The organism is Rhodococcus koreensis (assembly GCF_900105905.1).
GTDB lineage: Bacteria > Actinomycetota > Actinomycetes > Mycobacteriales > Mycobacteriaceae > Rhodococcus_F > Rhodococcus_F koreensis.
In genome coordinates this window covers 5,218,501-5,244,346 of record NZ_FNSV01000005.1, presented here as the reverse complement: position 1 = coordinate 5,244,346, position 25,846 = coordinate 5,218,501, and the positions used below count along the sequence as shown (strand labels likewise).

Genomic DNA, 25,846 nt, shown 5'->3' with positions numbered 1-25,846 from the left:
CGCCGCCGGATGGACCGTCACGCCTGATCTTCTATGCCCGGACCACGCGTGAGACGGGACCCGGAGCCGCTGCGGTGGGGGATGGAATACGACACCTTTCGAATATCGCACCCCACCAGTCTTCCGTGCCGCCAGCCTGCCCGGACCCTCGCGCCGTGGCACCGTTCCCGCGCATCTGTTCGCGTACCAGCTCGAGTACGGCGTCATTCCGCGGCTGGGGTGGTCCGGCGCCGACGACGCGGTGCTGTGCCATCAGTGCGATTTCGCCGGCTGCGTCAACCCACAGCACATGCGGCTGGGCACCAACACAGTCAACCGCACCGAGTACCACCTGCGGCGCCGCAATCTCGCCAGCCCGCTTTCCGACGTCCGCGGCCCGGGCGGGCGCATCCGCGCAGTCGCGGCCGCCATCCGCACCGGCATCGGGCGCGGCGACGACACCAACAGGATCGAAGAGCGGATCCGGTGTGCCGAAGCGGCAGGCCTTCCGCTCACCCTCTGGTAACTGGTCGGGTAGCGCAAAACTGTCGCGACCCAATGCCTTAGCAGGACCTGCGATAACCGTGTGGCCTGCGAAGGTTGTCGCGAGTGGGTGAGAGACTGCTCCGCGTGCATGCGTTCATCGACGAATCCAAGCGGGGTGAGTACGCCCTGTGCGCGGTGACCGTGGCGACCGGCGATCTGGCGGCTCTTCGGAAGCAGATGAACGCGCTCCGCCCGCCCGGGCACTCCCGCATTCACATGACCGGTGTCGGGAAGAAGTTGGCACCGAAGATTGTCGCCGAGGTTGCCCGGCTGGAGGCGACCAGCCGGATCTATGTGATGAGCTCGCGGAAGGTCAACGAACGCCAGGCCCGCGACGTCACCTTGGCTGCCGCGGTGCGGGATTTGGCGCAGATGCCGGTGACGAACCTGGTCATCGAGTCGTGCGATCAGGACCACGAGGACAACCGGATCATTCGCGACGAACTCGGCGCCGGGGCCCCGTTCCGGTACACCCACGACCGACCCTCGAATCCACTCTTATGGTTGCCCGATGTCCATGCCTGGGCCTGGGGCCGAGGCGGCAGCATGCGGGCAAAGATCGCGCACCGCATCACCGTCGTGCGGGTGTAGAAACACGAGAACGCCCCTCTGCGAGGGGCGTTCATCGTATGTGGGTGGGCGCGCAAGGCTGGAAACCGCTGGGTGGGGCTGCCTACAGGGGTACTTACGCCCCGGAGACCTCCTACACGAACCACTTCCCTCGGCTACTGCCTCAGGCACTCACATTATGTCGGTGCCGGTTGCGTCGACGCAACCGCGATCCTCCTGGCCTGCACGGAAGGTACACACCCGACGCCGAGGGTGTGAGCGGATCCGCATGCAACGGATGCCGCCTCATCCCGCGGCGGGGTGGAAGCCCCCGCTGACTAGGCCGGTTGGGCAGCGCCTGTCAGTGTGCCGCCACGCTCAACTCGAACCTGGCGGCACGACTCTGATCATTCGGAAGCCGGGCGAGTTCAGGCGGAGATGAGCCCGTGCGGGTCGAGGACGAACTTCGTGGCGGCACCGGAGTCGAAGTCGGCGTAGCCCCGGGGGGCGTCCTCGAGGCGGATCGGCTTCGCGTTGACGGCTGTGGCGATGTGGACCTTGTCGTGGAGGATGGCCATCATCAGCCGACGGTGGTAACTCATCACCGGGCACTGACCGGTGGCGAAGGACAACGACTTCGCCCATCCCGTGCCGAGGCTCAGGGAGAGGGCGCCGACCTTGGCGGCCTCGTCGACGGCCCCGGGATCGCCGGTGACGTAGAGGCCCGGGATGCCGATCGCGCCTCCGGCGGCGGTGAGTTCCATGAGTGAGTTGAGGACGGTCGCCGGTGCCTCCGCCGCCGCACCATGGCCGTGGCCGCGGGCCTCGAAGCCGACGGCGTCGACACCGCAGTCGACCTCGGGCACGCCGAGGAGTTGCTCGATCTGATCCTTCGGGTCACCCTGGCTGACGTCGACGGTTTCACAGCCGAAGCTGCGCGCCTGAGCGAGCCGGTCCTTGTTGAGGTCACCGACGATCACCACCGCGGCGCCGAGGAGTTGCGCGCTGGTGGCGGCCGCGAGGCCGACCGGGCCGGCACCGGCGATGTAGACGGTGGACCCGACTCCGACGCCGGCGGTGACGCAGCCGTGGAAGCCGGTGGGGAAGATGTCCGAGAGCATGGTCAGGTCGAGGATCTTCTCCATTGCCTGGTCCCGGTCAGGGAATTTCAGCAGGTTCCAGTCGGCGTAGGGGACCATGACGTACTGGGCCTGCCCGCCGACCCACCCGCCCATGTCGACGTAGCCGTAGGCGGCGCCGGGCCGGTCGGGGTTGACGTTCAGGCAGATCCCGGTCTTGCCCTCCTTGCAGTTGCGGCAGCGGCCGCAGGCGATGTTGAACGGGACCGAGCACAGGTCGCCGACCTTGACGAACTCGACATCCGGTCCGACCTCGATCACCTCACCGGTGATCTCGTGGCCGAGGACCAGGCCCTCGGGTGCGGTGGTGCGGCCACGGACCATGTGCTGGTCGCTGCCGCAGATGTTGGTGGAGACGACCTTGAGGATGACGCCGTGCGGGCACTCGCGTCCCACACTGGCCGGATTGACTCCGGGGCCGTCCTGCAGGGTGAAGGAGGGGAAGTCGACGTCGACGACGTCGACCTTTCCGGCGCCGGCGTAAACGACTGCTCTGTTGTCGGACATGCGGGGATGACTCCATTCGAGAGAGCGAGCAAAGACTTGACGGTGGCTGCAGTGCGGGCGCGGACTCGTGGGTCGGTTCACGATCCGGCCGGCTCCGTTCCTGTGGTCAGGGAAGGCCGAGGCTGACCGTTCCCCTGCCCCCGGAGATGCGGGAGACGCACGAGCACAGCTTTTTCGAGCGTTCCTTCTGCTGTTCGCTGAAGAACACGTCGCGGTGATCGACGGTGCCGTCGATGGCGAGGACGTCGACTTGGCACAGGCCGCATTCACCTTTGCGGCAGTCGAACATCATGTCCGCGCCAGCGCGCTCGAGGGCGTCGAGCAGGGTTTCACCCGATCCGACGGTGGTCTCGATACCGAGCTGCGGGATGGTCACCGTGAACTGCTCGGCCTGGAACCAGCCACTGTTGCCGAATGTTTCGTAACGCAGATTCGGTAGCTGGAGGTCGCGTGCCATCCAGGCCCGGCGGACGGCGTCCATCAGCCGGATCGGCCCGCACATGTACATCTCGGTGTCCGTGTCGATCCCCGCGACGAGGGCCTCGACGTCCAGCCCGGTGCCTTCGTCGTCGATGTGAACGTCCAGGCGGTCCCCGTGCAATGCCCGCAGTTCCGGGAGGAACGCCATCGCGGCTCGGCTGCGTGCGACGTAGACGAAGCGGTAGTCCGCGCCGACTCGGCGCAACACCGCGGCCATGGCCGCCATCGCGGTGATGCCGATGCCGCCGGCCAGCAGGACATAGCGCGGCGCACCGATGCGGAGAGGGAAATTCTGCAGGGGGGCGGTCAACTCGATCTCATCACCCGGACGCAAGGTGTGCATGTACCGGGATCCGCCTCGGGAGGTGGGCGACAGGTGGACCCCCAGGGTGACGCTGTGCCCGTCGGCTCCTGCGGAGACGATCGAGTAGGACCGCACGGCACCGCTGTCGACGCGGACGTCGATGTGCGAGCCCGGGGGCGCGCGGTGCGCTCGTTCGGTGGCGATCTCAATCTTGGCGATACCGTCGGCTGCGGCCACGACGGACGTGATCCGGCCGCGCTGCCACACGATCTTGTTGTCCGTCATCTCAGCTCACCGATCCGTCGGCGAGGGCGTCGATGTTCGCGGTGTGGGTGCGCTCGGCCTCGATCATGCGCTGGATGATGCGGCGAACCCACATCCCGCCGGCGTCGATGTTGAGGTTGTAGAACTCGTGACCCGGATTGGCTTCGATCGCGGCCTGTTGCGCGGTGAGCATCGCCTCGTCCTCCGCGAACACCCCGTGCACGCCGTCGCGCAGCTGGGTGGTGATCAGCTGACTTTCGAGGCGGTAGTTGCGCTGGAATGCCCAGAAGTACAGCGCCGTCTTCTCGTCGACCGGGCTGATGGTGTTCATCACGAAGCCGTTGACACCCTGGCTGCGATCGCCCTCGGGTGCACCGGTACCCGCCTTGGCGACACCGACGTCGATACGGATCGTGCCCGGTGCCTGGAATTCGATGATCTGCCAGCGATCGACCTTGCCCTCGAAACCAGGAAACTTGTCGCGCATGTTCTTCAGCCAGAACGGCGGCGCGTCGATGTTGTGCATCCACCGGGTCACGGTGACCGTGCGCTCGTCGTGGGTGACCACGAAGTCGGACTCGCTGAGCTCCTCCTGCCCGATCGACGACGAATGGACGAATTCCTCGTGGGTGAGGTCCATGAGGTTGTCGAGCACCAGCTGGTAGTTGGCCTGCACGTCGATCGTGCGACCATCGCCCGCCCACTCGGGTGAGTCCATCTGGAACATGTCCGGGATCAGATCGGGGTCGGCCAGGGTGGGATCTCCGGGCCACACCCACAGGTATCGGTGACGTTGCTCGACCGGGTAGGACGCCACCATGGCCGAGGGGTTGATCGTCTCCTGGGCGGGCATCTTGGTGCACCGCCCGGCGGAGTTGAACCGCAGGCCGTGGTACGGGCACTGCACCTCGTCTGCACCGACCCGGGTGCCGAGCGAGAGCGGGGCGAGCCGGTGCCAGCAGGCGTCGGCGAGGGCGACGGGACGGCCCTCGGTGGTGCGGTAGAGGGTCATCGGCTTGTCGGCGATCCTGCGGGCAAGGAGTGTCGCGGAGGTCACTTCGTAGTCCCACGCCGCGACGTACCAGGCGTTGAGGGGGAAGGCCATGTTCTTGGCGGTCGCGCCGCCCGGTCCGAGATCGGTCATGCGATGTCCTTGGGATCGTCATTTACAGAGATCCTCAATAACTATGCCCATAGCTATTGGGTGATGTGACGCACACTCTATCTATGGATATAGTGATTGGCAAGATCGGCCCGACGGACGAGGAGACATGAGCCTTCGCTACGCACTGCTGGCCCTGCTCACCGCCGGCCCGCTCACGGGATACGACGCCGCCAAGCGGTTCAACGGTTCGGTCGGGCATGTGTGGCATGCCCCCGACTCGCAGATCTATCCGGAACTGCGCCGCATGCAGAAGGACGGGTTGATCGAGGGGCAACAGGTTCGGTGGGGGCCGCGGAGCACGAAAACGCAATATGAGATCACCGACGGCGGCCTCGCTGCCTTCCGGACGTGGATGAACACCCCGCTCGACCACGCCCCCGAACGCGACGCCCACCACATGCAGGCCGCCTACTTCGAGTGGGCCGACCCCGACCGGGCGCGGGAAATCCTGCGGCGGCACATCGAGTACTACACCACCCAGGTCGAGTTGCTCACCGCCGTCCGGGACGGAATCAAAGCCGGCACGGATCCGGCGATCGTGCGGCGTCTCGCCCACTACCCGGAGCGTGAGCACGCACGGATAATCGCGTACAAGGCATATACCTACGGCGGGATGATTTCCCGAAGTCAGGTCGAGATCGATTGGGCGGTAAGGGGACTCGCGCTTCTGGATGAGATGTCGCTCACCGGGGAGCCGAATTTGTGCCCGTGACCTCTCGCGGGACCGCGGGCAGGAGGGGATGCCGGTGCATCGGCGGCCGGTGGTTCTCGATGACGGGCGGCGGGTTGTCGCCGATCGATGATCTCACCGTTGATCCGTCACCCCGCAGCTTCACAGCGAAATAGGGCACGCCCCCTGGGGTTCCGCCACCTCGCGCGGATGTGTGCGATCGAGACCGGGCACCGACCCCGCGACCGTGGAACGTCACGCCCGCGAACACCACTCGTGGTTCGAGATCGTGCTGTGCGGGGAGACTGCTCCACAGTCGCGGACGCCGGTAGGCCGCGCCGATGTCGGATCGGTGGTCGTGCCTATTCGAAGAAGCGGTACACGGCCTCGACCACTACCGCGGGACGCTCGCTGCCCTCGAGTTCGATCTGCCCCGCGACCGTCACCTGGACGCCGCCCTTGGGCAGCTGTTCGACGGACTGCAGCGTCGCGCTGAGCCGGACGCGTCCCTCGGCGGGCACGGGGTTGGTGAACCGGACCTTGTTCAGCCCGTAGTTGACGGCCATGGTGACGCTGTCGACGGTCAGGATCTCGTCCCACATGGGGATGATCAGCGACAACGTGAGGTAGCCGTGGGCGATGGGTCCGCCGAACGGGCTCTCGGCCCGGGCGCGTTCGGGGTCGACGTGGATCCACTGGTGGTCGTCGGTGGCGTCGGCGAACGTGTCGATCCGCTGCTGCGGGATGTCGATCCACGAGCTGGTGCCCAGCGGCTGGCCCTCGAGTGCGGCGAGGTCGGCGAGGGTGGCGACATGGGTGGTGGTGGCGGTGGTCACGATAGGTCTCTCCTGGTGTTCGGTGGGGCCGGGTCAGTGTTTGATGCCGAGGACGCGCAGCGCGTTCTGTTTGAAGATCAGCGGTTCGACCTCGGGTTTGATGTCGAGGTGTGCGAAGTCCTTGATCCAGCGGTCGACCTGGATGACGGGGAAGTCGGACCCGAACAGCACCTTGCCGCGGAGCATGCTGTTGGCGGCCTTGACCAGCTGCGGCGGGAAGTACTTCGGCGACCATCCGGACAGGTCGATGTAGACGTTGGCCTTGTGGGTGGCGATGGAGATCTGCGCGTCGACCCACGGTACGGCCGGGTGGGCCATGATCACGGTGAGGTCGGGGAAGTCGGCGGCGACGTCGTCGAGGAGCATCGGGTCGGAGTAGCGCAGTTTGATGCCGTGGCCGCCGGGCAGGCCGGCGCCGATCCCGGTCTGGCCGGTGTGGAACAGGGCGGGGACCCCGGCCTCGGTGATGGCCTCGTAGAGCGGGTAGAACCGGCGGTCGTTCGGCTCGAATCCCTGCATGCTGGGGTGGAACTTGAACCCCTTCACCCCGTAGTCGTCGACGAGGCGGTGGACGCGGCGGACGGCGGCCTTGCCCTGCCAGGGGTCGACGGATCCGAACGGGATGAGGACGTCGTTGTGGCGGGCGGCGCCCTCGGCGATCTCCTCGACGGAGTTGGCGGCGTGTCCGCTGGCGGAGGCCGCGTCGACGGTGAACACGACCGCCGCCATGTTGCGGGCACGGTAGTGGTCGGCGATCGCGTCGATGGACGGGGTGCGTTCCTCGCCGGACTTGAAGTACTTCTCCGAGGCGGCCATCAGTTCGTCGTCGAGGGACCGGTGCCCGCAGCCGTCGATCTCGACGTGGGTGTGGATGTCGATGGCGTCGATCGTGTCGAAGTCGATGCCGTACTCGTAGCGGCTCACTTCGCCACGACCTCCTCGGGGAACTTCTCGCCGACGCTCTCGAGCGCTTCGCCGAAGGTGGTCGGCCATTCGGCGGCGATGTCGTCGGCACCGAAGCCGCCGTCATGGAAGGCGGTTGCGGTCAGCTGCGGGTGCGACCACAGTGCGAGTCGGTCACCGCCCACCGAAAATGCCTGGCCGGTAACGTCCTTGGCTTCGTCGGAGGCAAGGAACGTCACGATGCCCGCGGCGTCGTGTGGATCGCCCATTCCCACCTCGCGGCGGATGACGGGGGGCAGTGTGCCGGTGCGCTTGGCCTCGTCGATGAAGGGGGCGAAGATCGGGAGTGTCTCGGTCATCGCCGTGACCGCGACCGGGCAGACGGCGTTGGCGGTGATGCCCGCGCGCTGGAGCTCGAGCGCCCAGGTGCGGACCATGCCGACGATGCCGGCCTTCGCGCCCGAGTAGTTGGTCTGCCCGAAGTTGCCGCGCTGGCCGGCGGGGGAGCCGATGCAGATGATGCGACCACCGTCGCCCTGCTCGCGGAACCGCAGGACCGCTTCGCGGACGCACGTGAACGTGCCGCGCAGATGCACGCCGACGACGGCGTCGAAGTCGTCGTCGCTCATCTTCCACAGCACCTTGTCGCGGAGGATGCCGGCGTTGGTGACCATGACGTCGAGCCGGCCGAAGGCCTCCACCGCAGCGGTGACCAGTGCCTGCGCGGTCTCGGTGCTGCCGACCGGGGCAACGACCGGAACGGCACGCCCACCGGCGGCGGCGATTTCGGCGACGGCGGCGTCGGCGGCGGTCGCGTTGACGTCGTTGATCACGACCGCGGCGCCGTGGCGTGCCAGGTCCTTGGCGTAGGCGAGCCCGAGGCCCTGTCCGCTGCCGGTGACGACGGCGACTTTGTTGCTGAGATCCACGAGAGCCTCCAGAAGAGATGTAGTCGGGACGATTCCCTGAAAACAGGTGACCACCTATCGTTGAAAATGTCAATCGTTGATGATTTCAGAAAGGCTGTCATGGTGCGCCCCACCGTCGACCACGAGCTCGGCTTTCTCCTGGCGCGGGCCAGTGCGATCCTCGTCCGCTCCACCAACGCGGCACTGAGCCGGCATGGGCTGCGGGTGCGCTCGTATACCGCCCTGTCGCTCGTGTGTGACGCGCCGGCCGGTGTTCACCAACGACGGGTCGGTGCCGTCATGGGACTCGACCCCAGCCAGCTCGTGCTGCTGCTCGACGAACTCGAAGGCGACGGATTGGTGGTCCGCACCGCCGATCCGAGCGATCGCCGGCACAAGCTCATCGTGGCCACCGAGGCCGGACACTCCGTGTGCGCGCAGGCGCGGCACAGCAGCGATCACGCATGCCGGCAGCATTTCGGAGGCGAGGACGAGGATCTCGCACACCGGATGCGGGAGGTTTTGCATCGCGCCGTATTCAGCGCCGACCCGGCCGGCACGAGCCGACACGGCGGCGGGGAATTCGGGTAGGCGGGGCGGCGAGCAGGCGCCTGCGGGACACCCCTTTCGGGCCGCTGACGGTCCAGGCCCGGCGAAAGCGATGCGACCGGGGCGTGTTTGTCCGTTAACCGAGCCGGCCCGTGCGTTTTTCGGATAGAGCCACTCCGGCGTCGTGGAATGTCCTGGTCAAACGGTCGCGGCGTGACCGTGGCGAATTGCGCGTTTAACGGATTGCGCCGTTCTCGTGATGGGAGTCACAATTGATTCATCAGGAACCCTGATCATCTGGATGGGTTCCGGCACCGCGATCACCGGTCGCGAACGCCACGTACGCCCCGCACTCGGGGCATTTCGATTGAGGAGTGAGCAGAACATGGTGCGTACCCTTCCCCCGGGCGTCTCCGAGCAGGACTTCGATGCCGCTCTGGCCCGTTTCCGCGATCTTCTCGGGGACAAGTGGGTGCTGTCGACCGCAGACGAGCTCGAAGCGTTCCGCGACCCGTACCCGGTCGGCGCCGCCGAGGCCAACATGCCCTCGGCCGTCGTCTCACCGGAGTCGACCGAGCAGGTTCAGGGCATCGTCCGGATCGCCAACGAGTACGGCATCCCCCTCTCCCCGGTCTCGACCGGAAAGAACAACGGCTACGGCGGCGCCGCTCCGAGGCTGTCGGGTTCGGTGATCGTCAAGACCGGCGAGCGGATGAACAAGATCCTCGAGGTCAACGAGAAGTACGGGTACGCACTGCTCGAACCCGGGGTCACCTACTTCGACCTGTACGAGTACCTGCAGAGCCACGACTCCGGCCTGATGATCGACTGTCCCGACCTGGGATGGGGCAGCGTCGTGGGCAACGCCCTCGACCGCGGCGTCGGGTACACCCCGTACGGCGATCACTTCATGTGGCAGACGGGACTGGAAGTGGTTCTGCCGCAGGGTGAGGTGATGCGCACCGGGATGGGCGCACTACCCGGCAGCGACGCGTGGCAGCTGTTCCCCTACGGGTTCGGCCCCTTCCCGGACGGCTTGTTCACCCAGTCCAATCTCGGGATCGTCACCAAGATGGGGATCGCCCTGATGCAGCGGCCGCCCGCATCGCAGTCGTTCCTGATCACCTTCGACAAGGAGGAGGATCTGGAGCAGATCGTCGACATCATGCTGCCGCTGCGCATCAATATGGCTCCGCTGCAGAATGTTCCGGTGCTGCGCAACATCTTCATGGATGCGGCCGCGGTGTCGAAGCGCACCGAGTGGTTCGACGGCGACGGGCCGATGCCGGCCGAGGCGATCGAGCGGATGAAGAAGGACCTCGACCTCGGATTCTGGAACTTCTACGGCACCCTGTACGGCCCGCCGCCGCTGATCGAGATGTACTACGCGATGATCAAGGAGGCGTTCGGCAAGATTCCCGGTGCCCGCTTCTTCACGCACGAGGAACGCGACGACCGCGGTGGACACGTGCTGCAGGACCGGCACAAGATCAACAACGGCATCCCCAGCCTGGACGAACTGCAACTGCTGGACTGGGTGCCCAACGGCGGGCACATCGGATTCTCCCCGGTGTCGGCGCCGGACGGCCGGGAGGCGATGAAGCAGTTCGAGATGGTCCGCAACCGCGCCAACGAATACAACAAGGACTACGCGGCGCAGTTCATCATCGGGCTCCGCGAGATGCACCACGTGTGCCTGTTCATCTACGACACGGCGATCCCCGAGGCCCGTGAGGAAATCCTGCAGATGACGAAGGTCCTCGTCCGCGAGGCCGCCGAAGCGGGCTACGGCGAATACCGCACCCACAACGCCCTGATGGACGACGTGATGGCGACGTTCAACTGGGGCGAAGGTGCACTGCTGAAGTTCCACGAGAAGATCAAGGACGCCCTCGACCCGAACGGGATCATGGCGCCCGGCAAGTCCGGTATCTGGCCCCAGCGATTCCGTGACCGTTAACTCCGGCTCCATCGCGGCTCCGGGCGGCGGCCACCGCCGCCGCCCGGAGCCGGTGCGGCGCTCAATGCGCCGACGTCTCGGCCAGCCCGGTACGGCAGGAGTTGAGGTACTGGCGCAGGGTCTCACGCTGGCGGACACTGAGCCGGCCGACCATCTGGCTCTCGAGGGCAACGAACGCGGGGTCGTAACAGTCGAGCAACTCCAGCCCGGCCCCCGTCACGCTGGTGAGCATGCGCCGGCGATTGTCCGGATCCACCCGGCGGCTGACCAGGCCACGACGCTCGAGGGCGGCGATCATCTCACCCATGGTCTGCGCGGTGACGAACGAGTTGCGGGCCAGCTCGGCCGACGACAACCCGTCCCGGCGCCGCAGCACCGTCAGCGCGGTGTACTGCAGCGCGGTGATGCCGGTCGGCCGCAGGATCGTATCCATCCGGGCCCGGATCGCGAGTTCGACCTGCTTGATCGCGTAGAGCAGGCTCGGGCCGACCGTCTCGGGATCGGCCTCGGTGGCCAGGGGGATCATCTGCTCGCTCAACGACGGCGCCTCTCCAGAATCGACCAACCAGCCACAATCTCAGGGTTCCTGATCATTCTAGAAGGTGTCGGACCGCATCCGCACCACCCGCCACCGCCGAATCGCGTGGGCTGCCGCCAGCTCTGACCGACATCCCCGTTTCCCCTCCGCCGGTTGCCGACCGTGACCTCGGCCCCGACGAACACGACGAATCGAGAAGCCATCATGACCGTCACCGACGACCACACCACCCTCACCCGCCCGCACCTGGGCCCGCGTCAGCTGTTCATCGACGGGCAGTGGCGCGAATCGGTGAGCGGGGCGCGCACCGACATCGTCGACCCGTCGACCGGCGAAGTCATCACCTCGGTCGCGGACGGCGACGTCGCCGACCTCGAGGCCGCGGTCGCCGCCGCCCGCACCGCCTTCGACGACGGCCGCTGGTCCGCACTGCCCGGCCGTGAGCGGGCCCGGATCCTGCACCGGGTCGCGGATCTGGTGCGCGAACGCGCCGACGAGCTGGTCGCCGTGGAAAGCGTCGACGTGGGCAAGCCGATCTCGCTGTGCCGAGCGGTCGACATCATCACCATCGCCGAACAGTACGAATACGCCTCCGCCCTCGCGCAGACCCTCGGCGGCGCGAACCGGGAAACCCCGCTCGACGCCCACGCCTACACCCGCCGCGAACCCCTCGGGGTCGTCGGCGCGATCACCCCGTTCAACTTCCCGCTCATCCTCAGCAGCTCCAAAATCGCCCCCGCCCTGGCCGCCGGGAACACCGTGGTCCACAAGCCGGCCGAGGACACCCCGCTCAGCGCGCTGCTGATGGCGGAGATTCTCACCGAGGCCGGTGTCCCCGCCGGTGTCGTCAACGTCGTCACCGGCAAGGGGTCGACCGTGGGAGAGGCGCTGCTGCAGCATCCCTCGATCGACAAGATCGCCTTCACCGGCTCCACCGGCATCGGCCGGCACGCCGCGAGTGTGGCCGGGCAGAACCTCAAGCCGGTCACCATGGAGCTCGGCGGCAACGCCGCGCACATCGTGTTCGAGGACGCCGACGTCGAGAAGGCGATCGGCGCGATCATCAAGGGTTTCGTGTTCAACACCGGCCAGTTCTGCATGGGCGGTCCGCGGTTGCTGGTCGCCCGCCCGCTGTACGAGACCGTGGTCGGCATCCTCGCCGACGCCGTTCCCGGTGTGCCGGTGGGTGACCCGTTCGACCCGGCCACCGTCGTGGGGCCGATGGCCGCGGACAAGCACGTGCGGAAGGTCGAGGAGTATGTCGAGATCGCCCGCGCCGACGGTGGCCGCATCGTCGCCGGCGGTGAGCGCCTGGACCTGAACGGCGGCTTCTACTACAAGCCCACCGTAATCGCCGACCTGCCCAACACCTCCCGCGTCGTGCAGGAGGAAATCTTCGGACCGGTGCTGACGGTGCAACCGTTCGACACCGAGGACGAGGCGATCGAGCTCGCCAACGGCACCGAATACGGGCTCGCCTCGGGCCTGCAGACGGCGAACGTCGCACGGGCCCACCGCGTCGCGGCCCGGCTGCAGGCGGGCATCGTGTTTGTCAACGACTGGGCCATGCTCGACCCGGCGGTCCCCTTCGGTGGGGTGAAGAACTCCGGATTCGGCCGCGAATACGGCGCCGAGGCGCTCGAGTCCTACACCAAGGTCAAGTCCGTGATCATCTCCCTCGCCGACTGACCTGACCTGGCCCTGCCCGCCACCACTTCTCTCATCCCGAAGGGAACCCGTGATGACCAGTACGACCACCACCACGAACGCCGCCGTCGTCGAATCCGGTGGTGCCAAGTTCACCCACGCCGACGTCGACCTCGACACCCCCCGCCCCGACGAAGTCCTCGTACGGATGGTCGCGGCCGGGCTCTGCCACACCGATCTCGGCGTCGCCTCCGGTGCCCTGCCCTTCCCCCTGCCCGGGGTGCTCGGACACGAGGGCGCCGGGATCATCGAAGCGGTCGGCGACGCCGTCACCCGGGTCACGGTGGGAGACCAGGTGCTGTTGTCGTTCACCTCCTGCGGACACTGCGGCAACTGCCGCGACGGGCACCCCGCCTACTGCGGAAGCTGGCTGCCGCTCAACCTGATCGGCGGCGGACGGGCCGACGGCACCAGCCCGATCAGCCGCGACGGCACCAGCCTGGGCGGGCACTTCTTCGGCCAGTCCTCCTTCGCCCGGCACGCCATCGTCGACGAACGCTCCGTGATCAAGGTGGCCGCAGACGCCCCCCTCGATGTGCTGGCGCCGCTCGGCTGCGGCGTGCAGACCGGAGTCGGTGCCGTCTGGAACGAATTACGCCCCCGCCCCGGGCAGAGCCTCGTCGTCACCGGCGCCGGCGCGGTCGGGCTGTCGGCGATCATGGCCGCCACCCTCACCCCTGCCACGACGATCATCGCCGTCGACCGGGTACCCGCCCGCCTCGAGCTGGCCCGCGAACTCGGCGCCACCCACGTCATCGACGCCACCACCGAGGACACCGCCGCGGCGATCGCCCAGATCACCGGCAATGCCGGCGTCGACGGCGCCATCGAGACCACCGGCAACGTCGGGGTGCTGCGCACCGCCGTCGACGCCCTCGCCGCGCGCGGCACCGCGGTGATCGTGGGAGCCCCCGCGTTCGGCACCGAGGTCGCCCTCGACGTCAACGCGATGATCCCCGGCCGCCGCGTCGTCGGCCTGACCCTCGGCGACAGCGAAACCGAAACCCTCATCCCGGTGCTCGTCGACCTGGTCCGATCCGGCCGGATGCCCCTGGACCGGTTGATCACGCACTACGCGTTCGAGGACATCAACACCGCCGTCGCCGACATGATCAGCGGAGCGGCGATCAAACCGGTCCTCCGTTTCTGACTCACACCAACACCATTGCACCGCAACGAATTCAGGAGCATCTGTCGTGAACATCATCAGTACGCGAGCGAAGGCATGAACGCCGACGTCGGCCTCGGGAGTTGGCCGTGGCGGCGCGCCCGCATCACCCCCGAGCGCATCGCCCTGACTCGCGACGACCGCACCCTGACCTACGCCGATCTCGCCGCCCGCACCGAGCGGCTCGCCGCAGCCCTGATCGGTGCGGGCGTACGGGCCGGCGACCGGGTCGCCTACCTCGGTCCCAACGACATCGAGACGTTCGAATCGCTGTTCGCGACCGGACTGCTCGGGGGTGTGTTCGTGCCACTGAACACCCGGCTCTCGGCCCGCGAGATCGCCTACATGCTCGACGACTGCGCCGCACGCGTGCTCGTGGTCGCCCCCACCCATCACGAACTCGTCGCCGCACTCCCGTCCGTTCCGGGCGACCTACTCGTGGTGGCGCTCGAGGCCCCGACCTGCCCCATCGCGTGCACCGGCTACGAGCAGTTCCTCGGCGCCGGCGACGACTCGGCGGAGGTGTTTCCCCCGGTCGGCCTCGACGATCCGTGCCTGATCCTCTACACCTCCGGAACCACCGGAAAACCCAAGGGCGCGATCCTCACCCACGGCAACGTCACCTTCAACACCATCAACCAGCTCGCCCACGTCGACGTGCTCAGCACCGACAAGTCCCTGTGCCTGGCCCCGATGTTCCACGTCAGCGGACTCGGGCAGATCACCCTGCCCACCCTGTTCAAGGGCGGGTCCGTGCAACCGGTACCCCGTTTCGACGCCGGCGAGGTCCTGGCCGCCATCGACCGCGAGCGCATCACCGGCTTCTCCGCCGTCCCCACCATCCTGCAGATGCTGTGCGAACACCCGGACTTCGCGGGCACCGACCTCAGCTCCCTGCGGTACATCGTCTACGGCGGTTCCCCCGTCCTCGAGCGAGTCGCCACCGCGTGGCTCGACCGCGGCGTGCAACTGCTGCAGGGCTACGGGATGACCGAGGCCGCCGCCGGGGTGTACATGGCCATTCCCGACGGCGCCGCCGAACACCCGGTCTCCGTCGGGTTCCCACACTTCTACACCGACGTCGCCCTCGAGACCGGCGACCACACCACCCCGATCACCCCCGGAACGACCGGCGAATTGCTCGTCAGGGGCGCCAACCTCTTCGCCGGCTATTGGAACCGTGACGAGGACACCGCGGCCAGCTTCACCGCCGACGGATGGTTCCGCACCGGAGACGTCGTCGCGACCGGCGAGGACGGCTGGGCCCGGGTCGTCGACCGCGTCAAGGACATCATCATCTCCGGCGGAGAGAACATCTACCCCGCCGAAGTCGAAGCCGTCCTGACCCGCCACCCCGGTGTCGCCTCCGCGGCCGTCGTCGCCATCCCCGACAACCAATGGGGCGAAGTGGGCCTGGCCTACGTCGTCACCACCGGCGACACCAACCTCGACGCCGAGACGATCACCAGCTACCTCGCCGAACACCTCGCCCGATACAAGATCCCGAAACACTTCCGGTTCGTCACGGACCTACCGCGCAACGCCACCGGGAAGATCCAACGCGCCCAACTCCGGGAACTGGCGGCCACCACCCCCGACACCAACCCCGTGACGGCCTGACCGGGCAGCGAGACCTGCTACGGGGGCGATGGGCCTGTTCCCCTCACCGATCGCACCCGTAGCACCCCTCAAGAAAGTAAGGATTCCTTGCATTTGTAGCGTGATGCTGGTCTCATGGAAGGGTGAGCAATGCAGCGATCGAACCTCGAGTGTCGGTACGTAGCCGGGACGTCGACGAGGCACGCGAGGTCGGGAGCGCGATCTACCACCCCCACGGCGTCCAGGTCTTCGGTGACCGGGGCGACTTCGAGATGAGACTCGACGCCGCACGCATCGGCCCGCTCACCCTGGGATGGATCGACTACGACACCGAAGTGCGCATCGAGACCGGCGAACTCGGCAACGCCTACCAAGTCAACATCCCCTTCGCGGGCACCCTGGACACCGGATCCGGCCCGGAACGCACCCTGGCGACCGAGCGCCGCGCCGCCGTGTACCGGCTCGACCGCAACTCCTATCTGCGCGGCTGGGGAAACGGCGCACGCATCCTGGGCCTCAAGATCGACCGCCTCGAACTCGAAGACCAACTCGCCGGCATGATCGACCGACCCGTCACCTCGCCCATCGAGTTCGAACTGTCGATGAACCTCGGCACCAAGCACGGCGCCCAATGGCTCGACGTGGTCAAGGTCCTGGCCGCCCACCTCACCGACAGTGACTCCCTCGTGCGGCACCCACTCCTCGCCGCGCCCCTCGCTCAAAGCGTGATGGCCGGCCTGCTGCTCGCCTCCGAACACAACTACAGCACCGACCTCAGCCGGACCCCGGCACGCACCCGTGGCTCCGTCGTCGACGACGCGATCGACTTCATCACCGCCAACGCCGACAAACCCCTCACCGTCGACGACATCGCCCGCCACGTCGGAATCGGCCCCCGCGGGCTGCAGCAAAGCTTCCACGCTGCGCGCGGCATCAGCCCCATGCGGTACCTGCGCAACATTCGGCTAGAACGGGCCCATCAAGAACTCCTCGTCAGCGAACCCCGGGCCGGAGCGGTGTCCGACATCGCCCACCGGTGGGGCTTCGTCCATCTCGGCCGCTTCGCCGAGCAATACCACCAAACCTACGGCGAACACCCCTCCGTCACCCTCCACCAATGACCCGTCTGGCGCCGGCGGACTGCACCCTGCCGTGGATAGTCGGAGACGCCGTCGACTTCTGGGACCGCGTCGGTCAGTCCTGTGCCCCCGACTGTGTGTCGGGGTGCTCGTGTGCGGTCAGGAGTAGGTGGTCGAACCGGGCGCGAGACGACGCGGGGAGGGCCGCCTCGGCGGTGAGGGCGTCGACGAAGTGCTCGGCGAGGACGCGGAGTTTGGTGTTGGTCTGCTGGGAGCGCCAGGTGAGGATGCCGAAGGCGCGCTCGGAGGAGATGCCGTAGACGAGCATGAGCGCCCCCTTCGCCTGCTCGATCACCGCCCGCGATTTCTCGAGTTCGGCGACGGCCTCGTTGAGCGCCGCGTTGAATTCGCGGGGGTCGGTCTCCAATGATTCCGTGACGTCGATGTAGTACCCGGATGTGCCGATGACCTGGCCGTTCTCGTCGACCATTCGATCGCCGACCACGATGACGTGGTGGATGCGGCGGTCGGTGTCGATGATGCGGTGTTTGCTGCTGAACGGTGCACCGGCGTGGATCATCTTGTCGAAGAGTGCCGCGACCTGCGCGTGGTCGTCGGGATGTTTGTGGGAGAGCAGAAGATCGGTGGTGGGGGTGATTTCGCCCGGTTGGTATCCGTGCATGCGGGCGACCGGGTCGGACCATTCCCAGCGCTGGCCGTCGAGGTAGAACCGGAAACTTCCGCCCTGTGGGGGTGCATTCGAGCCGAGGAGCTCATCACTGTCCACCGCTACACCCACTGCCCTCTGCACTGGGGCACCCTCGGCTCGGATGCCATTGCCACAGTATGCCGAGCACTCACATCGCAGTACGCACAAATCCGCGAACGCCGCTGCGCTACCGACTCACCCTCAACGAGCCCCCCGAAACGGTCCACAAGACCGAGGCATGTGACGGAAATCGATCCTTTCTCGACAAGCTGGTCGAGACCGTGTTTACGCAGGTCAGTGACGTCGAAAACTCGCGTCGGGAAACTATGTTGAAAAACCTCTGCCGAGGTATTGTCGACACATGCTGATCGGCTACGCACGGGTCTCCGGACCAGACCAGAACCCCGACCACCAGGTCGATGCGCTGCGCCGCGCCGGGGTGGCCGCCGAGAACATCCACATCGACCACGCGGGCGGGGCGAAAGCGTCACGCCCTCAACTCGATCTGGTACTGGCGCGGCTCCGCGCCGACGACATCCTGGTGATCACCCGGCTCGACCGGCTCGGACGGTCCATGCTGCACCTGATCACGCTCGGCGCCGACCTGCGCGAGCGCGGCATCGGGTTGAAGGTGCTCGAGCAGGGCATCGACACCGCCACCGCCGAAGGCCGCGCGATGTTCGGCATGTTGTCGGTCCTGGCCGAATTCCAGCGCGAGTTGATCGTGGCGAACACCCGCGACGGGCTGGCCGCGGCTCGGGCCCGCGGCCGTAAGGGTGGCCGACCGTCGAAGCTGAGCTCGGATCAGAGCGAACTGGCTCAACGCCTGTACGACGCAGGCGATCACACCGTCGCCCAGATCGCCGACATGCTGAAATTGCCCCGAACCACCGTGTATGGGCACCTGAACAAACGAGCCGTGAGTCATCCGGACAAGCCGGCAACCGCTGATGTTGCGGATCCTCCTGCAGTGGTGAGGGCGCCACGAGCTTGTCCCACCTGTGGGCATGAACCGACCACGCGCGCCGAGGCCGCGCACCAACGCGCCGACCTCGCAGTCACCTGGCTCCACCCGAACCCGGACCATCTCGGGACGGTCATCAGCCGCAGCCATTGCCGCCATTGCGAACCCGGGCAGCCAGCATTCGACATCGCTTGTTCGGTCTGCGGTGACGGCCCCATCCTGGCCGGCGCACTCGCCGAATCCGCCGACAATGGAGGCCTTCCCGAGTCAGTCCAGCGATGGCTCACCGACGCCGGATGGCGCACCACCCCGAAACTCCTCTGCCCCGACCACTCTTGACGGCCGTCGTCGGGTGCATCGCGAGACCACACAGCATGACCATGTGCTGCCGGGCGAGCCCCGGGTACTCGGCACCCAACCGCCACCGCCGTCGCCCGCGGCCGGTCCTGCCGTAGTCCGGTCGCATCCTCTACGGCCAGTAGGCCCGCGCCGTGCCGATGCCGCCACCGCGACGAATGGGCCCGGCACCGGTCGGGATCTGCACGAACTTCGGCATTCTGGCCTGACGCATGGCGAGGCCGGTGTCAGGTGGAGCTGATGACAAAGTCCCGCCACCGCAACCCGAGAACCTACGTCCGCTACTTCAAACCTCACCGGCAGCCATGCGCGGCATCACCAGCCTCATCGGCCCCCGACCACAGCCACCAACAACGAGCATCCGTCTACCCGCTGACCAGGCACTACGCGAACTTCGTTGTTTTTTGCGCCATTACTACCGGGACCCGGTACCCTCCACCCGAAAACGCTCGGTTGTCCTGACTGTCGACTTCAACTTGATTACAAGGAACCCGAACTTGCCCAGGCGCTTTGGCAATGCCTCAGACGTGTAGGTTCCGACGCTTCGTGTCGGTTGCTCAGTCCGGTGCGTCGGATTCCTCATGCGCCAGTACAGGAGCCGCTCTGCCATCCAGTCTTTGACCTGCGAAAACGTGCCTGGTTCGGGTGTCCTACCGACACGAAATGTGGAAACCGACACCGAAACGTGGAACCTGCAAGACGCTGTTCCGGAGCACTCTCACAGCCCCCTTGGCGGCTTACTTCCGGTTTGTGCGCGCGGTTGGTGACGAGAATTCCGCTTCCCGCACCGCCTTCCGGGAAGCCGGTAGGTCAACGTGATACGCCGCGGTGAGTATTTCCTGTTGTCGAGTTCTCGGGCACTGCACGCGATGCCCGGCCGCGAGAAATTCTGGGGGGGGGTGCGGTGTGGCGGTTAGGTCGTTCGACTTTCTGGTCCCAGAATTGCGGGTATGGCCGAGATCGTTGCTTCCCGCCGCCGAGGGCGGCCCAGTAAGGGAACCCGTGCTGTGGTCAAGGCGCTGGTGCCTCCGGAGCTCAAAGAAGCAGCTGCCAGCGCCGCGAAGGCACATGGCATGACCGCGAACGACTACATCACGGCGCTTATCGCGGCCGACACCGGACTGACCGAGCTGCTGGCATCGATTCGGGAGAAGCAGACCACCACACAACGATCCGCGGAATCCTGCAGATCAGGACCGTGACGGATCACCGGTCTGGGCAGTGAGTGGCGACCTGTGTGCTCGTCGCGATAGTGACAGTAGATCGTCCGCCGTCAGCGATGATCGCAGGACTCCGCCGGAACGAGAAACGTCAACGCGACACTGAACGCCCCCGACGGATCAGTGCACGTTACGGCACTATTTATTGCACGAAGGGACAGGCCCATGACCCGCACCATCGCGGTGGTCAACCACAAAGGTGGTTCCACCAAAACCACGAGCACCGTCAACCTCGCCCAAGCCCTCGTCGAAGCCGGCTACACCGTCCGTGTCGTCGACCTCGACCCGCAATGCAACGCCACCACCTGGCTCGGCGCCACGCCCGAGGCCGTCGACAATGATGTCCTGTCGGTACTCATGATGGTGGCGAGCATCGAGGATGCCACCACCATCACCGCGTCCGGGATCCACCTCGTTCCTGCCACCAAGGAACTCGATTCCGTCGGGCCCTACTTCCTCAAGAAGCCCGGTGCGCACGGCGTCCTGCGCAAAGCCCTCGCCGGCGCCCCCGACGTCGACTTCAACCTCCTCGACTGCCCCGGAGACTTCGACCACCTGACCATCAGCGCACTCGTCGCCTGCACCGACGTGCTCGCCGCTGTCATGACGGGAGCGATGGAACTCGAAGCGCTCATGCGGATCGAGAACTACATCAGCGAGCAGGTCGAGTTGCTCAACCCCACCGCGCGGCTCAATCACATTCTGTGTGGCCGCGTCGAACTCGGCCAGATCATCGACCAGCAGGTCCTCGCCGCGCTCCGCGAGACCTACCCCGATCAGACGATGCGCACCATCATCCCGAAGTCGGTCCGTGTCAGCGAAAGTTACAGCGCCGAAGAACCCGTCGTCAGGTGGGCACCGTCGTCGTCGGCGGCACGCGCCTACCGCGACGCCGCCCGAGAACTCGTCGAAAGGATGTCCTGATGAGCGCGACACGTAAACCCGGCCTCGCCAGCAACCCCCTCGACCGACGTCCCCAGCCTCGCGCAGGCGCCCATCAGGTCGGGACGTGCTCGAGAACTCGTCGAAAGGATCTCCTGATCAACGTGACCCGTGAGTCCGGACTCGCCAACAGCCCCGCCGAACGCAAGCGGCGGCTGCCGAACCTCGTCGAGCAGGGCGTGGACGTCGCACGAGAAGCGGCCACCAACGGCGAAACCCAGCAGGGGCCGGTGGCCCTCGACGAGGAAACGACCACCAAACGGGTACCCGCGGACAAGACGCTGGAATCCATCTATATCAACCGCGCCAAGGTCGAAGGCGGCAAGAATGCTGTCGCCGCGATCGGCCATATCGCCGGCGCCCCCGACAGTTGGTCCGACCTCGTCGACGAGGCCCTCACCCGCTACCTCGCCGTTCTCGAACGCGAATACAACGATGGCGAACCCTTCCCGCCGCGCAACGCCGAACGCGTCCGGGGATCACGCATCAACTAGCCCGCCCAGGCGATCGGTGCGCTCGGTTCTGCATGGCCTTAAGCGCATTCGTGACGCCCAGAGCGTGCCCGCCGGGGCGCATCGTTGAACGGTACTGACAAGCAAGGTTTTCCGATTGGGCAATATATTGGGTGAACCAATGGATATCGAATCGCAGGGTCTGCGAATGCGAGTCTGCCACGACAACGGCCACACCCACGCCGACAGCAAACTCGACGCCCTCACCAAGGCGACGGCGGTCCTCACCGAGGTATCGAGGCCGATTTCAACGGCCTGTGTGGCTGCTTCACCGGTAACGGCGCTCCCAATGCTATGGGTGTGCCAGGATTTATCCGAGTAGATACTCGGACCGAGCCCGAACACAAGGTTCGGGCGGTCGCCATTCAGGGTGGTTGACATGCGGTTTGTGAACCAAGTAACGGCGATTGCGTTTGTCTCGATTCTCGTCAGCTCGGCGTGTGGCAGCAATTCCGATCCGTCCGGTTCGCCACCGACGACTGTGGCTCATCCGCCGGCGGAGTTTGTCGAGGGTCCGTGCGCGCAGACGCCAAATCCGGTCCCACTGCTGGAGAATGCTCGCTGCGGGGAATTGGTGGTACCGGTGAACCGCACCAGAGAAGACAGCGGATCCTTGCGCTTGGCAGTTGCGATCGTTCCGTCGGAAACGCAGCCGCCGGCCAAGGCTCCGATCGTCTTTCTCATGGGCGGGCCCGGTCAGGATGCAGTCACCGATCCCCCGGTCAACCCAGACGTGCCGCTGAACCGTGATCGCGATCTGATCCTGATGGGACAGCGCGGCAACATCACGTCCAGCTCGCCGTTGCCCTGCCCGGAGATTTTCGAGTTTTTTGCCCACCGGATCGGAATGGCGTGGAACGCTGAGTCCACACGGGATGCGTACGTAGAAGCGGTGAAGGGCTGCCACGACCGCCTGGCTCCCACCGTTGACCTCTCGGCGTTCAATTCGACCGAGAGCACCTATGACCTGATTGATTTACGCAAGGCACTCGGCCTCGAGAAGTGGAATGTGTTCTCCCACTCGTACGGTACCGACCTTGCGCTGATCTACATGCGTCAAGACGCCGACGCCATCGAGTCGATCGTGTTCGACGGAGTGACGCCTCCATCGGCTGGTGCCCTGGGGTGGACCTGGGCCAGCGCTCGCCAAGCATTCGACAACATGGTCAAGGCGTGCGAGGACCAGCCAGCATGCAAAGAGCGCTATCCCGACCTGGGGGCAACGTTCATCCGGCTGGTCAATGAGCTTGAAGCGAAGCCCATTACCACGACGGTCAACGTTGCGGGGGTAGGAGAGACGAAGGTTGTCGTCGACGGCGGAATGCTGCTGAACTGGTTTGTCCCCGTGGCTACCCATCTACCGAACGAGTTCCCGTCAACGGTCGATGAGCTCGCACACGGGAATGCGCAGCCCATTGCGTCGCGGTGGGCCGAGGTGTGGGGGCATCCGGAGAGGGGCGTCCTCCATTGGGGCCTCACCCTGAGCATTTGGTGCCGTGAATGGATCCCGTTCGAGACCGTCGAGCAGTCACTGCAACAGGCGGAACAGGAATTCCCTGGACTCCCGGAGTCCGTTCGGGCCCAAGCGCCACAGCTGCCGTTCCTGCGCGACGCCTGCGAGGTGTGGGACGTGCCGAAGGCCCCTGACTCGATCCGGGACATCACTGTCAGTGACATCCCGTCGCTTGTGCTGTCGGGTACCTACGACGGGCAGACCGGAGCGGTGTGGGGCGACTACATCGCGAAGGATCTCTCGCAATCCATAGTCGCGGTAGTGCCCGGAGCTGCACACGGTGTGTATGCAGAGCCACCGTGCGGAGCCGAGATAATCGCGTCGTTTTTCGACAATCCGGAGAAGCCGGACACATCCTGCACGGACACGACGCCACTGCCGGCATACGACATTCTCCCGCCACGCTGATGACGACCGAGGTGTTCGCCGTCGGTGGCCCCGAGGTGTCGCGCCGAGCGGTGCTTGGCGGGGCGGTCGCCGGGTTGGCGGTGCTCGTGTCGCCGGCATGTTCGTCGGAGGAGTCGACCTCCACAGCGACGAGCGTTCCGGCGAACGCGAAGGACGCGTTCAACGAGCTCGACGCCAAGATCGACAAGGCGATGCGGGACTACGCGATCCCCGGGGTTGCGGTCGGCGTCATTGCCGACGGTGACGAGTACATCAAGGGGTACGGGGTCACCAATGTCGACCACCCGACCCCGGTGGACGGCGACACCCTGTTCCGGATCGGCTCCACGACGAAGACGTTCACCGGAACGACCGTGATGCGCCTCATCGACGAGGACAGGGTCGATCTGGAGGCACCGATACGCCAGTATCTGCCCGATTTCGCGGTCGCCGATCCAGACGCCAGCGCCACGGCGACGGTGCGACAACTGCTCAACCACACCTCGGGTTGGCTCGGTGACGATCTCCAGGACTTCGGTCGAGGTGACGACGCGATAACCAAGTTCGTGGCGTCGATGACCCGGCTCCCACAAAAGACCCCGCCGGGCGCGGTCTTCGCCTACAACAATGCGGGGTTGGTTGTGGCGGGCCGGATCGTCGAGGCCGTGACCGGATCGGTCTACGAGGACGCCGTCCAGAAGATGCTGCTGGACCCGCTCGAGTTGAGTCACACCCGCTTCTTCTCGGACCAGATAATCGGCCAAAATATCGCCGCCTCACACAACGTCGACGACGGAAAAGCCGTTGTGGATCCGGGCTTCTGGTTCTTCTCGCGCAGTTGCAACCCGACCGGATCGTTGATTTCCAGCGTGCGGGATCAGTTGCGCTACGCGCGCTTCCACCTCGGCGACGGCACTACACCCAAGGGAGATCGGTTGATGAGCAAGGACTCGCTCATCGCCATGCGTTCGAATCCAGGCGTCGGCGGCACGCTTCAGGTCGAACTCACCGGCGTAGGAGTGACATGGATGCTGCGGCCGTCCGCGGAGAACGAGACGATCGTCCAACATGGCGGGACCTGGGCGGGTCAACGATCCGGGTTCTTCATGGTGCCCAGCCGTAACTTCGCCATGACCGTGCTCACCAATTCCGAGGGTGGAGGGAAACTGCTCAACGAACTGTTCGCCGAGGACTGGTCGCTTCGCCGCTTCGCCGGAATCAGTAACCTGCCCGCGACGCCCCAGAAGTTGAGCACGGCCGAGTTGGCGCCCTACGAGGGGGTGTATGCCACTGACGACATCGATCAATCGGGCACCCTGGGGACCGTCGTGATCCACTTCCGCGGCAAAGACGGCCAGCTCGTCGGCAACATGAGCGACGCCCCGGATGGTACCTACCTTCCGGATGAGCAGACAGTCCCGAATCTCGGTCTTGCGCTTTACAAGACCGACTATGGGCTTGACCTTGGCCCCGACCTCGAACCCACCGGCACCCGATCCAACTTCGTTCGGGGGTCCGATGGGAATGTCGCCTGGTTCAGCAACCACGGACGGCTCTACCGGCACCTGCAGTAAATAGCCACCCCGGGAACGCCGGTGGCGCAATGCGAAATTTGAATCAGTGCCGGCCCGAAGCCCACGCCGATCCGAGGGTGGGTACTCAGCGCCTGGTCTCGTACCTGGTCAGGACCACGCCGTCAGGGAACGTCCCGGTCTCCACCAGGGTCAGGCTCACCCAGTTGTCCAGGGCCGCAAAGAACGGCGTGCCGCCACCTACCAGGACCGGGTGGGTGACGATCGCGTACTCGTCGATCAGCCCATCACGCATGGCCACTGCAGCGAGTGTGGCGCCGCCGATATCCATGGGGCCGCCGTCCTCGGCCTTGAGCCGGGCAATCTCGGTGACCGCGTCGCCGGTGACCAGGCGGGTGTTCCAGTCGACCGTGCTGGTCGTCGAGGAGAACACCACCTTCGGCATGTCCCGCCAGCGGCGGGCGAACTCGATCTCCGCCGGTGTGGCACCCGGCTGCTGGTCGGCGGTCGGCCAGTGGGAGCTCATCGTCTCCCACAGTTTGCGCCCGTACAGCGCTGTGCCTGTCGCCCTCACCCGGTCGGACCACCACTGGAACAGCTCGTCGCTCGGCACACTCCAGCCGAGGTCGTCGCCGGGTGCGGCGATGTAGCCGTCCACGCTCACGTTCATGGCGAAGGTCAGTTTCCGCATGGTGTCAGCCTCCCGTGAGTCGGTACTCGGTGTACAGACCAGCACGGCGCGAAGCAATCATCGGTCAGGCCACACCGAGGGCAGTTCCACCACGCCAAGCGGATGTGCGTACGGAGTCCGGCGGCAGTTCCTGCGCGAACATCCCGGCCACGTGCTGGACAGCTGGCCG

Annotated in this window: 23 protein-coding genes and 1 pseudogene; 15 read left to right on the top strand and 9 right to left on the bottom strand. The window is 66.2% G+C overall.

What is annotated here, in order from left to right:
* Positions 1-121 precede the first annotated feature (121 nt).
* Both BLV94_RS28545 and BLV94_RS28540 read left to right on the top strand, forming a co-directional pair.
* Positions 122-505 (top strand): annotated as a pseudogene (locus BLV94_RS28545) (hypothetical protein); the annotation flags it as partial.
* Positions 506-588: 83 nt separating this feature from the next.
* Positions 589-1,116, top strand: a complete 528-nt coding sequence (locus BLV94_RS28540) for a hypothetical protein (protein WP_244163675.1) — start codon at positions 589-591, stop codon at positions 1,114-1,116.
* Between the two features lie 386 nt (positions 1,117-1,502).
* Here the strand turns inward: BLV94_RS28540 and fdhA are convergent, their stop codons facing one another.
* The 3 genes from fdhA to BLV94_RS28525 form a co-directional block, all read right to left on the bottom strand.
* Entirely contained in the window at positions 1,503-2,720 is a 1,218-nt protein-coding gene (fdhA, locus tag BLV94_RS28535; RefSeq protein WP_072944952.1) for a formaldehyde dehydrogenase, glutathione-independent, read from the bottom strand.
* Between the two features lie 106 nt (positions 2,721-2,826).
* The gene (locus BLV94_RS28530) at positions 2,827-3,789 is read right to left on the bottom strand and encodes a PDR/VanB family oxidoreductase (RefSeq protein WP_072944950.1); all 963 of its coding nucleotides are present in this window, start codon (positions 3,787-3,789) and stop codon (positions 2,827-2,829) included.
* Position 3,790: 1 nt separating this feature from the next.
* Positions 3,791-4,912 carry an aromatic ring-hydroxylating dioxygenase subunit alpha gene (locus tag BLV94_RS28525; protein WP_072944948.1) on the bottom strand — a complete coding sequence of 374 codons (1,122 nt, stop codon included), beginning with the start codon at positions 4,910-4,912 and terminating at the stop codon, positions 3,791-3,793.
* Between the two features lie 127 nt (positions 4,913-5,039).
* On the opposite strand from BLV94_RS28525, the gene BLV94_RS28520 reads away from it, so the two are divergent.
* Positions 5,040-5,645, top strand: coding sequence for a PadR family transcriptional regulator (locus BLV94_RS28520; protein WP_072944946.1), 606 nt, complete (start codon positions 5,040-5,042; stop codon positions 5,643-5,645).
* Between the two features lie 320 nt (positions 5,646-5,965).
* On the opposite strand, the gene couM is transcribed toward BLV94_RS28520, so the two are convergent.
* From couM to couN, 3 genes are read right to left on the bottom strand one after another with little or no spacing between them, the layout of a single operon-like run.
* Positions 5,966-6,439 (bottom strand): p-hydroxycinnamoyl-CoA hydratase, encoded by a 474-nt coding sequence (couM, locus tag BLV94_RS28515; protein WP_072944944.1) that lies wholly within the window; start codon positions 6,437-6,439, stop codon positions 5,966-5,968.
* Positions 6,440-6,472: 33 nt separating this feature from the next.
* Entirely contained in the window at positions 6,473-7,363 is an 891-nt protein-coding gene (gene couO, locus BLV94_RS28510; protein WP_072944942.1) for a 4-hydroxyphenyl-beta-ketoacyl-CoA hydrolase, read from the bottom strand.
* The gene (couN, locus tag BLV94_RS28505) at positions 7,360-8,271 is read right to left on the bottom strand and encodes a 4-hydroxyphenyl-beta-hydroxyacyl-CoA dehydrogenase (protein ID WP_072944940.1); all 912 of its coding nucleotides are present in this window, start codon (positions 8,269-8,271) and stop codon (positions 7,360-7,362) included. The genes couO and couN overlap by 4 nt, the downstream gene beginning before the upstream one ends.
* Before the next feature lie 99 nt (positions 8,272-8,370).
* Between couN and BLV94_RS28500 the strand changes: the two genes are divergently transcribed.
* Together BLV94_RS28500 and BLV94_RS28495 are read left to right on the top strand one after the other, a co-directional pair.
* On the top strand, positions 8,371-8,841 hold the full coding sequence (locus BLV94_RS28500; protein WP_072944938.1) for a MarR family winged helix-turn-helix transcriptional regulator: 471 nt from the start codon (positions 8,371-8,373) through the stop codon (positions 8,839-8,841).
* Positions 8,842-9,184: 343 nt separating this feature from the next.
* A complete protein-coding gene (locus BLV94_RS28495) occupies positions 9,185-10,759 on the top strand; it encodes an FAD-binding oxidoreductase (RefSeq protein ID WP_072945094.1) in 1,575 nt (524 codons plus the stop codon).
* A gap of 61 nt (positions 10,760-10,820) precedes the next feature.
* Here the strand turns inward: BLV94_RS28495 and BLV94_RS28490 are convergent, their stop codons facing one another.
* The gene (locus tag BLV94_RS28490; protein ID WP_244163674.1) at positions 10,821-11,324 is read right to left on the bottom strand and encodes a MarR family winged helix-turn-helix transcriptional regulator; all 504 of its coding nucleotides are present in this window, start codon (positions 11,322-11,324) and stop codon (positions 10,821-10,823) included.
* 177 nt (positions 11,325-11,501) lie between these two features.
* Between BLV94_RS28490 and BLV94_RS28485 the strand changes: the two genes are divergently transcribed.
* The 4 genes from BLV94_RS28485 to BLV94_RS28470 all read left to right on the top strand — a co-directional run bounded on the left by BLV94_RS28485 (position 11,502) and on the right by BLV94_RS28470 (position 16,892).
* Positions 11,502-12,986, top strand: a complete 1,485-nt coding sequence (locus BLV94_RS28485) for an aldehyde dehydrogenase family protein (RefSeq protein ID WP_072944934.1) — start codon at positions 11,502-11,504, stop codon at positions 12,984-12,986.
* Positions 12,987-13,038: 52 nt separating this feature from the next.
* Positions 13,039-14,154, top strand: coding sequence for an NAD(P)-dependent alcohol dehydrogenase (locus tag BLV94_RS28480; RefSeq protein ID WP_072944932.1), 1,116 nt, complete (start codon positions 13,039-13,041; stop codon positions 14,152-14,154).
* Between the two features lie 75 nt (positions 14,155-14,229).
* Entirely contained in the window at positions 14,230-15,792 is a 1,563-nt protein-coding gene (locus tag BLV94_RS28475; protein WP_072944930.1) for an acyl-CoA synthetase, read from the top strand.
* 122 nt (positions 15,793-15,914) lie between these two features.
* Entirely contained in the window at positions 15,915-16,892 is a 978-nt protein-coding gene (locus BLV94_RS28470; RefSeq protein ID WP_083395691.1) for an AraC family transcriptional regulator, read from the top strand.
* A 73-nt stretch (positions 16,893-16,965) separates the two neighbouring features.
* On the opposite strand, the gene BLV94_RS28465 is transcribed toward BLV94_RS28470, so the two are convergent.
* A complete protein-coding gene (locus BLV94_RS28465) occupies positions 16,966-17,649 on the bottom strand; it encodes a PAS and ANTAR domain-containing protein (protein ID WP_072944927.1) in 684 nt (227 codons plus the stop codon).
* Between the two features lie 271 nt (positions 17,650-17,920).
* Between BLV94_RS28465 and BLV94_RS28460 the strand changes: the two genes are divergently transcribed.
* The 6 genes from BLV94_RS28460 (at position 17,921) to BLV94_RS28430 (ending at position 25,028) form a co-directional block, all read left to right on the top strand.
* Complete coding sequence (locus BLV94_RS28460; protein WP_072944925.1) at positions 17,921-18,862, top strand: recombinase family protein; 942 nt, start codon at positions 17,921-17,923, stop codon at positions 18,860-18,862.
* A 968-nt stretch (positions 18,863-19,830) separates the two neighbouring features.
* Complete coding sequence (locus tag BLV94_RS28450) at positions 19,831-20,082, top strand: hypothetical protein (protein ID WP_072944923.1); 252 nt, start codon at positions 19,831-19,833, stop codon at positions 20,080-20,082.
* 183 nt (positions 20,083-20,265) lie between these two features.
* A complete protein-coding gene (locus BLV94_RS28445) occupies positions 20,266-21,024 on the top strand; it encodes a ParA family protein (RefSeq protein ID WP_072944921.1) in 759 nt (252 codons plus the stop codon).
* Entirely contained in the window at positions 21,024-21,536 is a 513-nt protein-coding gene (locus tag BLV94_RS28440; protein WP_072944919.1) for a hypothetical protein, read from the top strand. The genes BLV94_RS28445 and BLV94_RS28440 overlap by 1 nt, the downstream gene beginning before the upstream one ends.
* Before the next feature lie 397 nt (positions 21,537-21,933).
* Positions 21,934-23,475 (top strand): alpha/beta hydrolase, encoded by a 1,542-nt coding sequence (locus tag BLV94_RS28435; protein WP_072945091.1) that lies wholly within the window; start codon positions 21,934-21,936, stop codon positions 23,473-23,475.
* A complete protein-coding gene (locus tag BLV94_RS28430) occupies positions 23,475-25,028 on the top strand; it encodes a serine hydrolase domain-containing protein (protein WP_072944918.1) in 1,554 nt (517 codons plus the stop codon). Before BLV94_RS28435 ends, BLV94_RS28430 begins: the two co-directional genes overlap by 1 nt.
* 85 nt (positions 25,029-25,113) lie before the next feature.
* Here BLV94_RS28430 and BLV94_RS28425 read toward each other — a convergent pair whose 3' ends face one another.
* On the bottom strand, positions 25,114-25,677 hold the full coding sequence (locus BLV94_RS28425; protein WP_072944916.1) for a dihydrofolate reductase family protein: 564 nt from the start codon (positions 25,675-25,677) through the stop codon (positions 25,114-25,116).
* Between the last annotated feature and the right edge of the window lie 169 nt (positions 25,678-25,846).

What these genes read in the sequence shown, in the direction of transcription:
- fdhA (WP_072944952.1), bottom strand. Translation starts at nt 2,720, where the DNA reads ATGTCCGACAACAGAGCAGTCGTTTACGCCGGCGCCGGAAAGGTCGAC.
- BLV94_RS28530 (WP_072944950.1), bottom strand. Translation starts at nt 3,789, where the DNA reads ATGACGGACAACAAGATCGTGTGGCAGCGCGGCCGGATCACGTCCGTC.
- BLV94_RS28525 (WP_072944948.1), bottom strand. Translation starts at nt 4,912, where the DNA reads ATGACCGATCTCGGACCGGGCGGCGCGACCGCCAAGAACATGGCCTTC.
- BLV94_RS28520 (WP_072944946.1), top strand. Translation starts at nt 5,040, where the DNA reads ATGAGCCTTCGCTACGCACTGCTGGCCCTGCTCACCGCCGGCCCGCTC.
- BLV94_RS28500 (WP_072944938.1), top strand. Translation starts at nt 8,371, where the DNA reads ATGGTGCGCCCCACCGTCGACCACGAGCTCGGCTTTCTCCTGGCGCGG.
- BLV94_RS28495 (WP_072945094.1), top strand. Translation starts at nt 9,185, where the DNA reads ATGGTGCGTACCCTTCCCCCGGGCGTCTCCGAGCAGGACTTCGATGCC.
- BLV94_RS28485 (WP_072944934.1), top strand. Translation starts at nt 11,502, where the DNA reads ATGACCGTCACCGACGACCACACCACCCTCACCCGCCCGCACCTGGGC.
- BLV94_RS28480 (WP_072944932.1), top strand. Translation starts at nt 13,039, where the DNA reads ATGACCAGTACGACCACCACCACGAACGCCGCCGTCGTCGAATCCGGT.
- BLV94_RS28475 (WP_072944930.1), top strand. Translation starts at nt 14,230, where the DNA reads ATGAACGCCGACGTCGGCCTCGGGAGTTGGCCGTGGCGGCGCGCCCGC.
- BLV94_RS28460 (WP_072944925.1), top strand. Translation starts at nt 17,921, where the DNA reads ATGCTGATCGGCTACGCACGGGTCTCCGGACCAGACCAGAACCCCGAC.
- BLV94_RS28450 (WP_072944923.1), top strand. Translation starts at nt 19,831, where the DNA reads ATGGCCGAGATCGTTGCTTCCCGCCGCCGAGGGCGGCCCAGTAAGGGA.
- BLV94_RS28445 (WP_072944921.1), top strand. Translation starts at nt 20,266, where the DNA reads ATGACCCGCACCATCGCGGTGGTCAACCACAAAGGTGGTTCCACCAAA.
- BLV94_RS28440 (WP_072944919.1), top strand. Translation starts at nt 21,024, where the DNA reads ATGAGCGCGACACGTAAACCCGGCCTCGCCAGCAACCCCCTCGACCGA.
- BLV94_RS28435 (WP_072945091.1), top strand. Translation starts at nt 21,934, where the DNA reads ATGCGGTTTGTGAACCAAGTAACGGCGATTGCGTTTGTCTCGATTCTC.
- BLV94_RS28430 (WP_072944918.1), top strand. Translation starts at nt 23,475, where the DNA reads ATGACGACCGAGGTGTTCGCCGTCGGTGGCCCCGAGGTGTCGCGCCGA.
- BLV94_RS28425 (WP_072944916.1), bottom strand. Translation starts at nt 25,677, where the DNA reads ATGCGGAAACTGACCTTCGCCATGAACGTGAGCGTGGACGGCTACATC.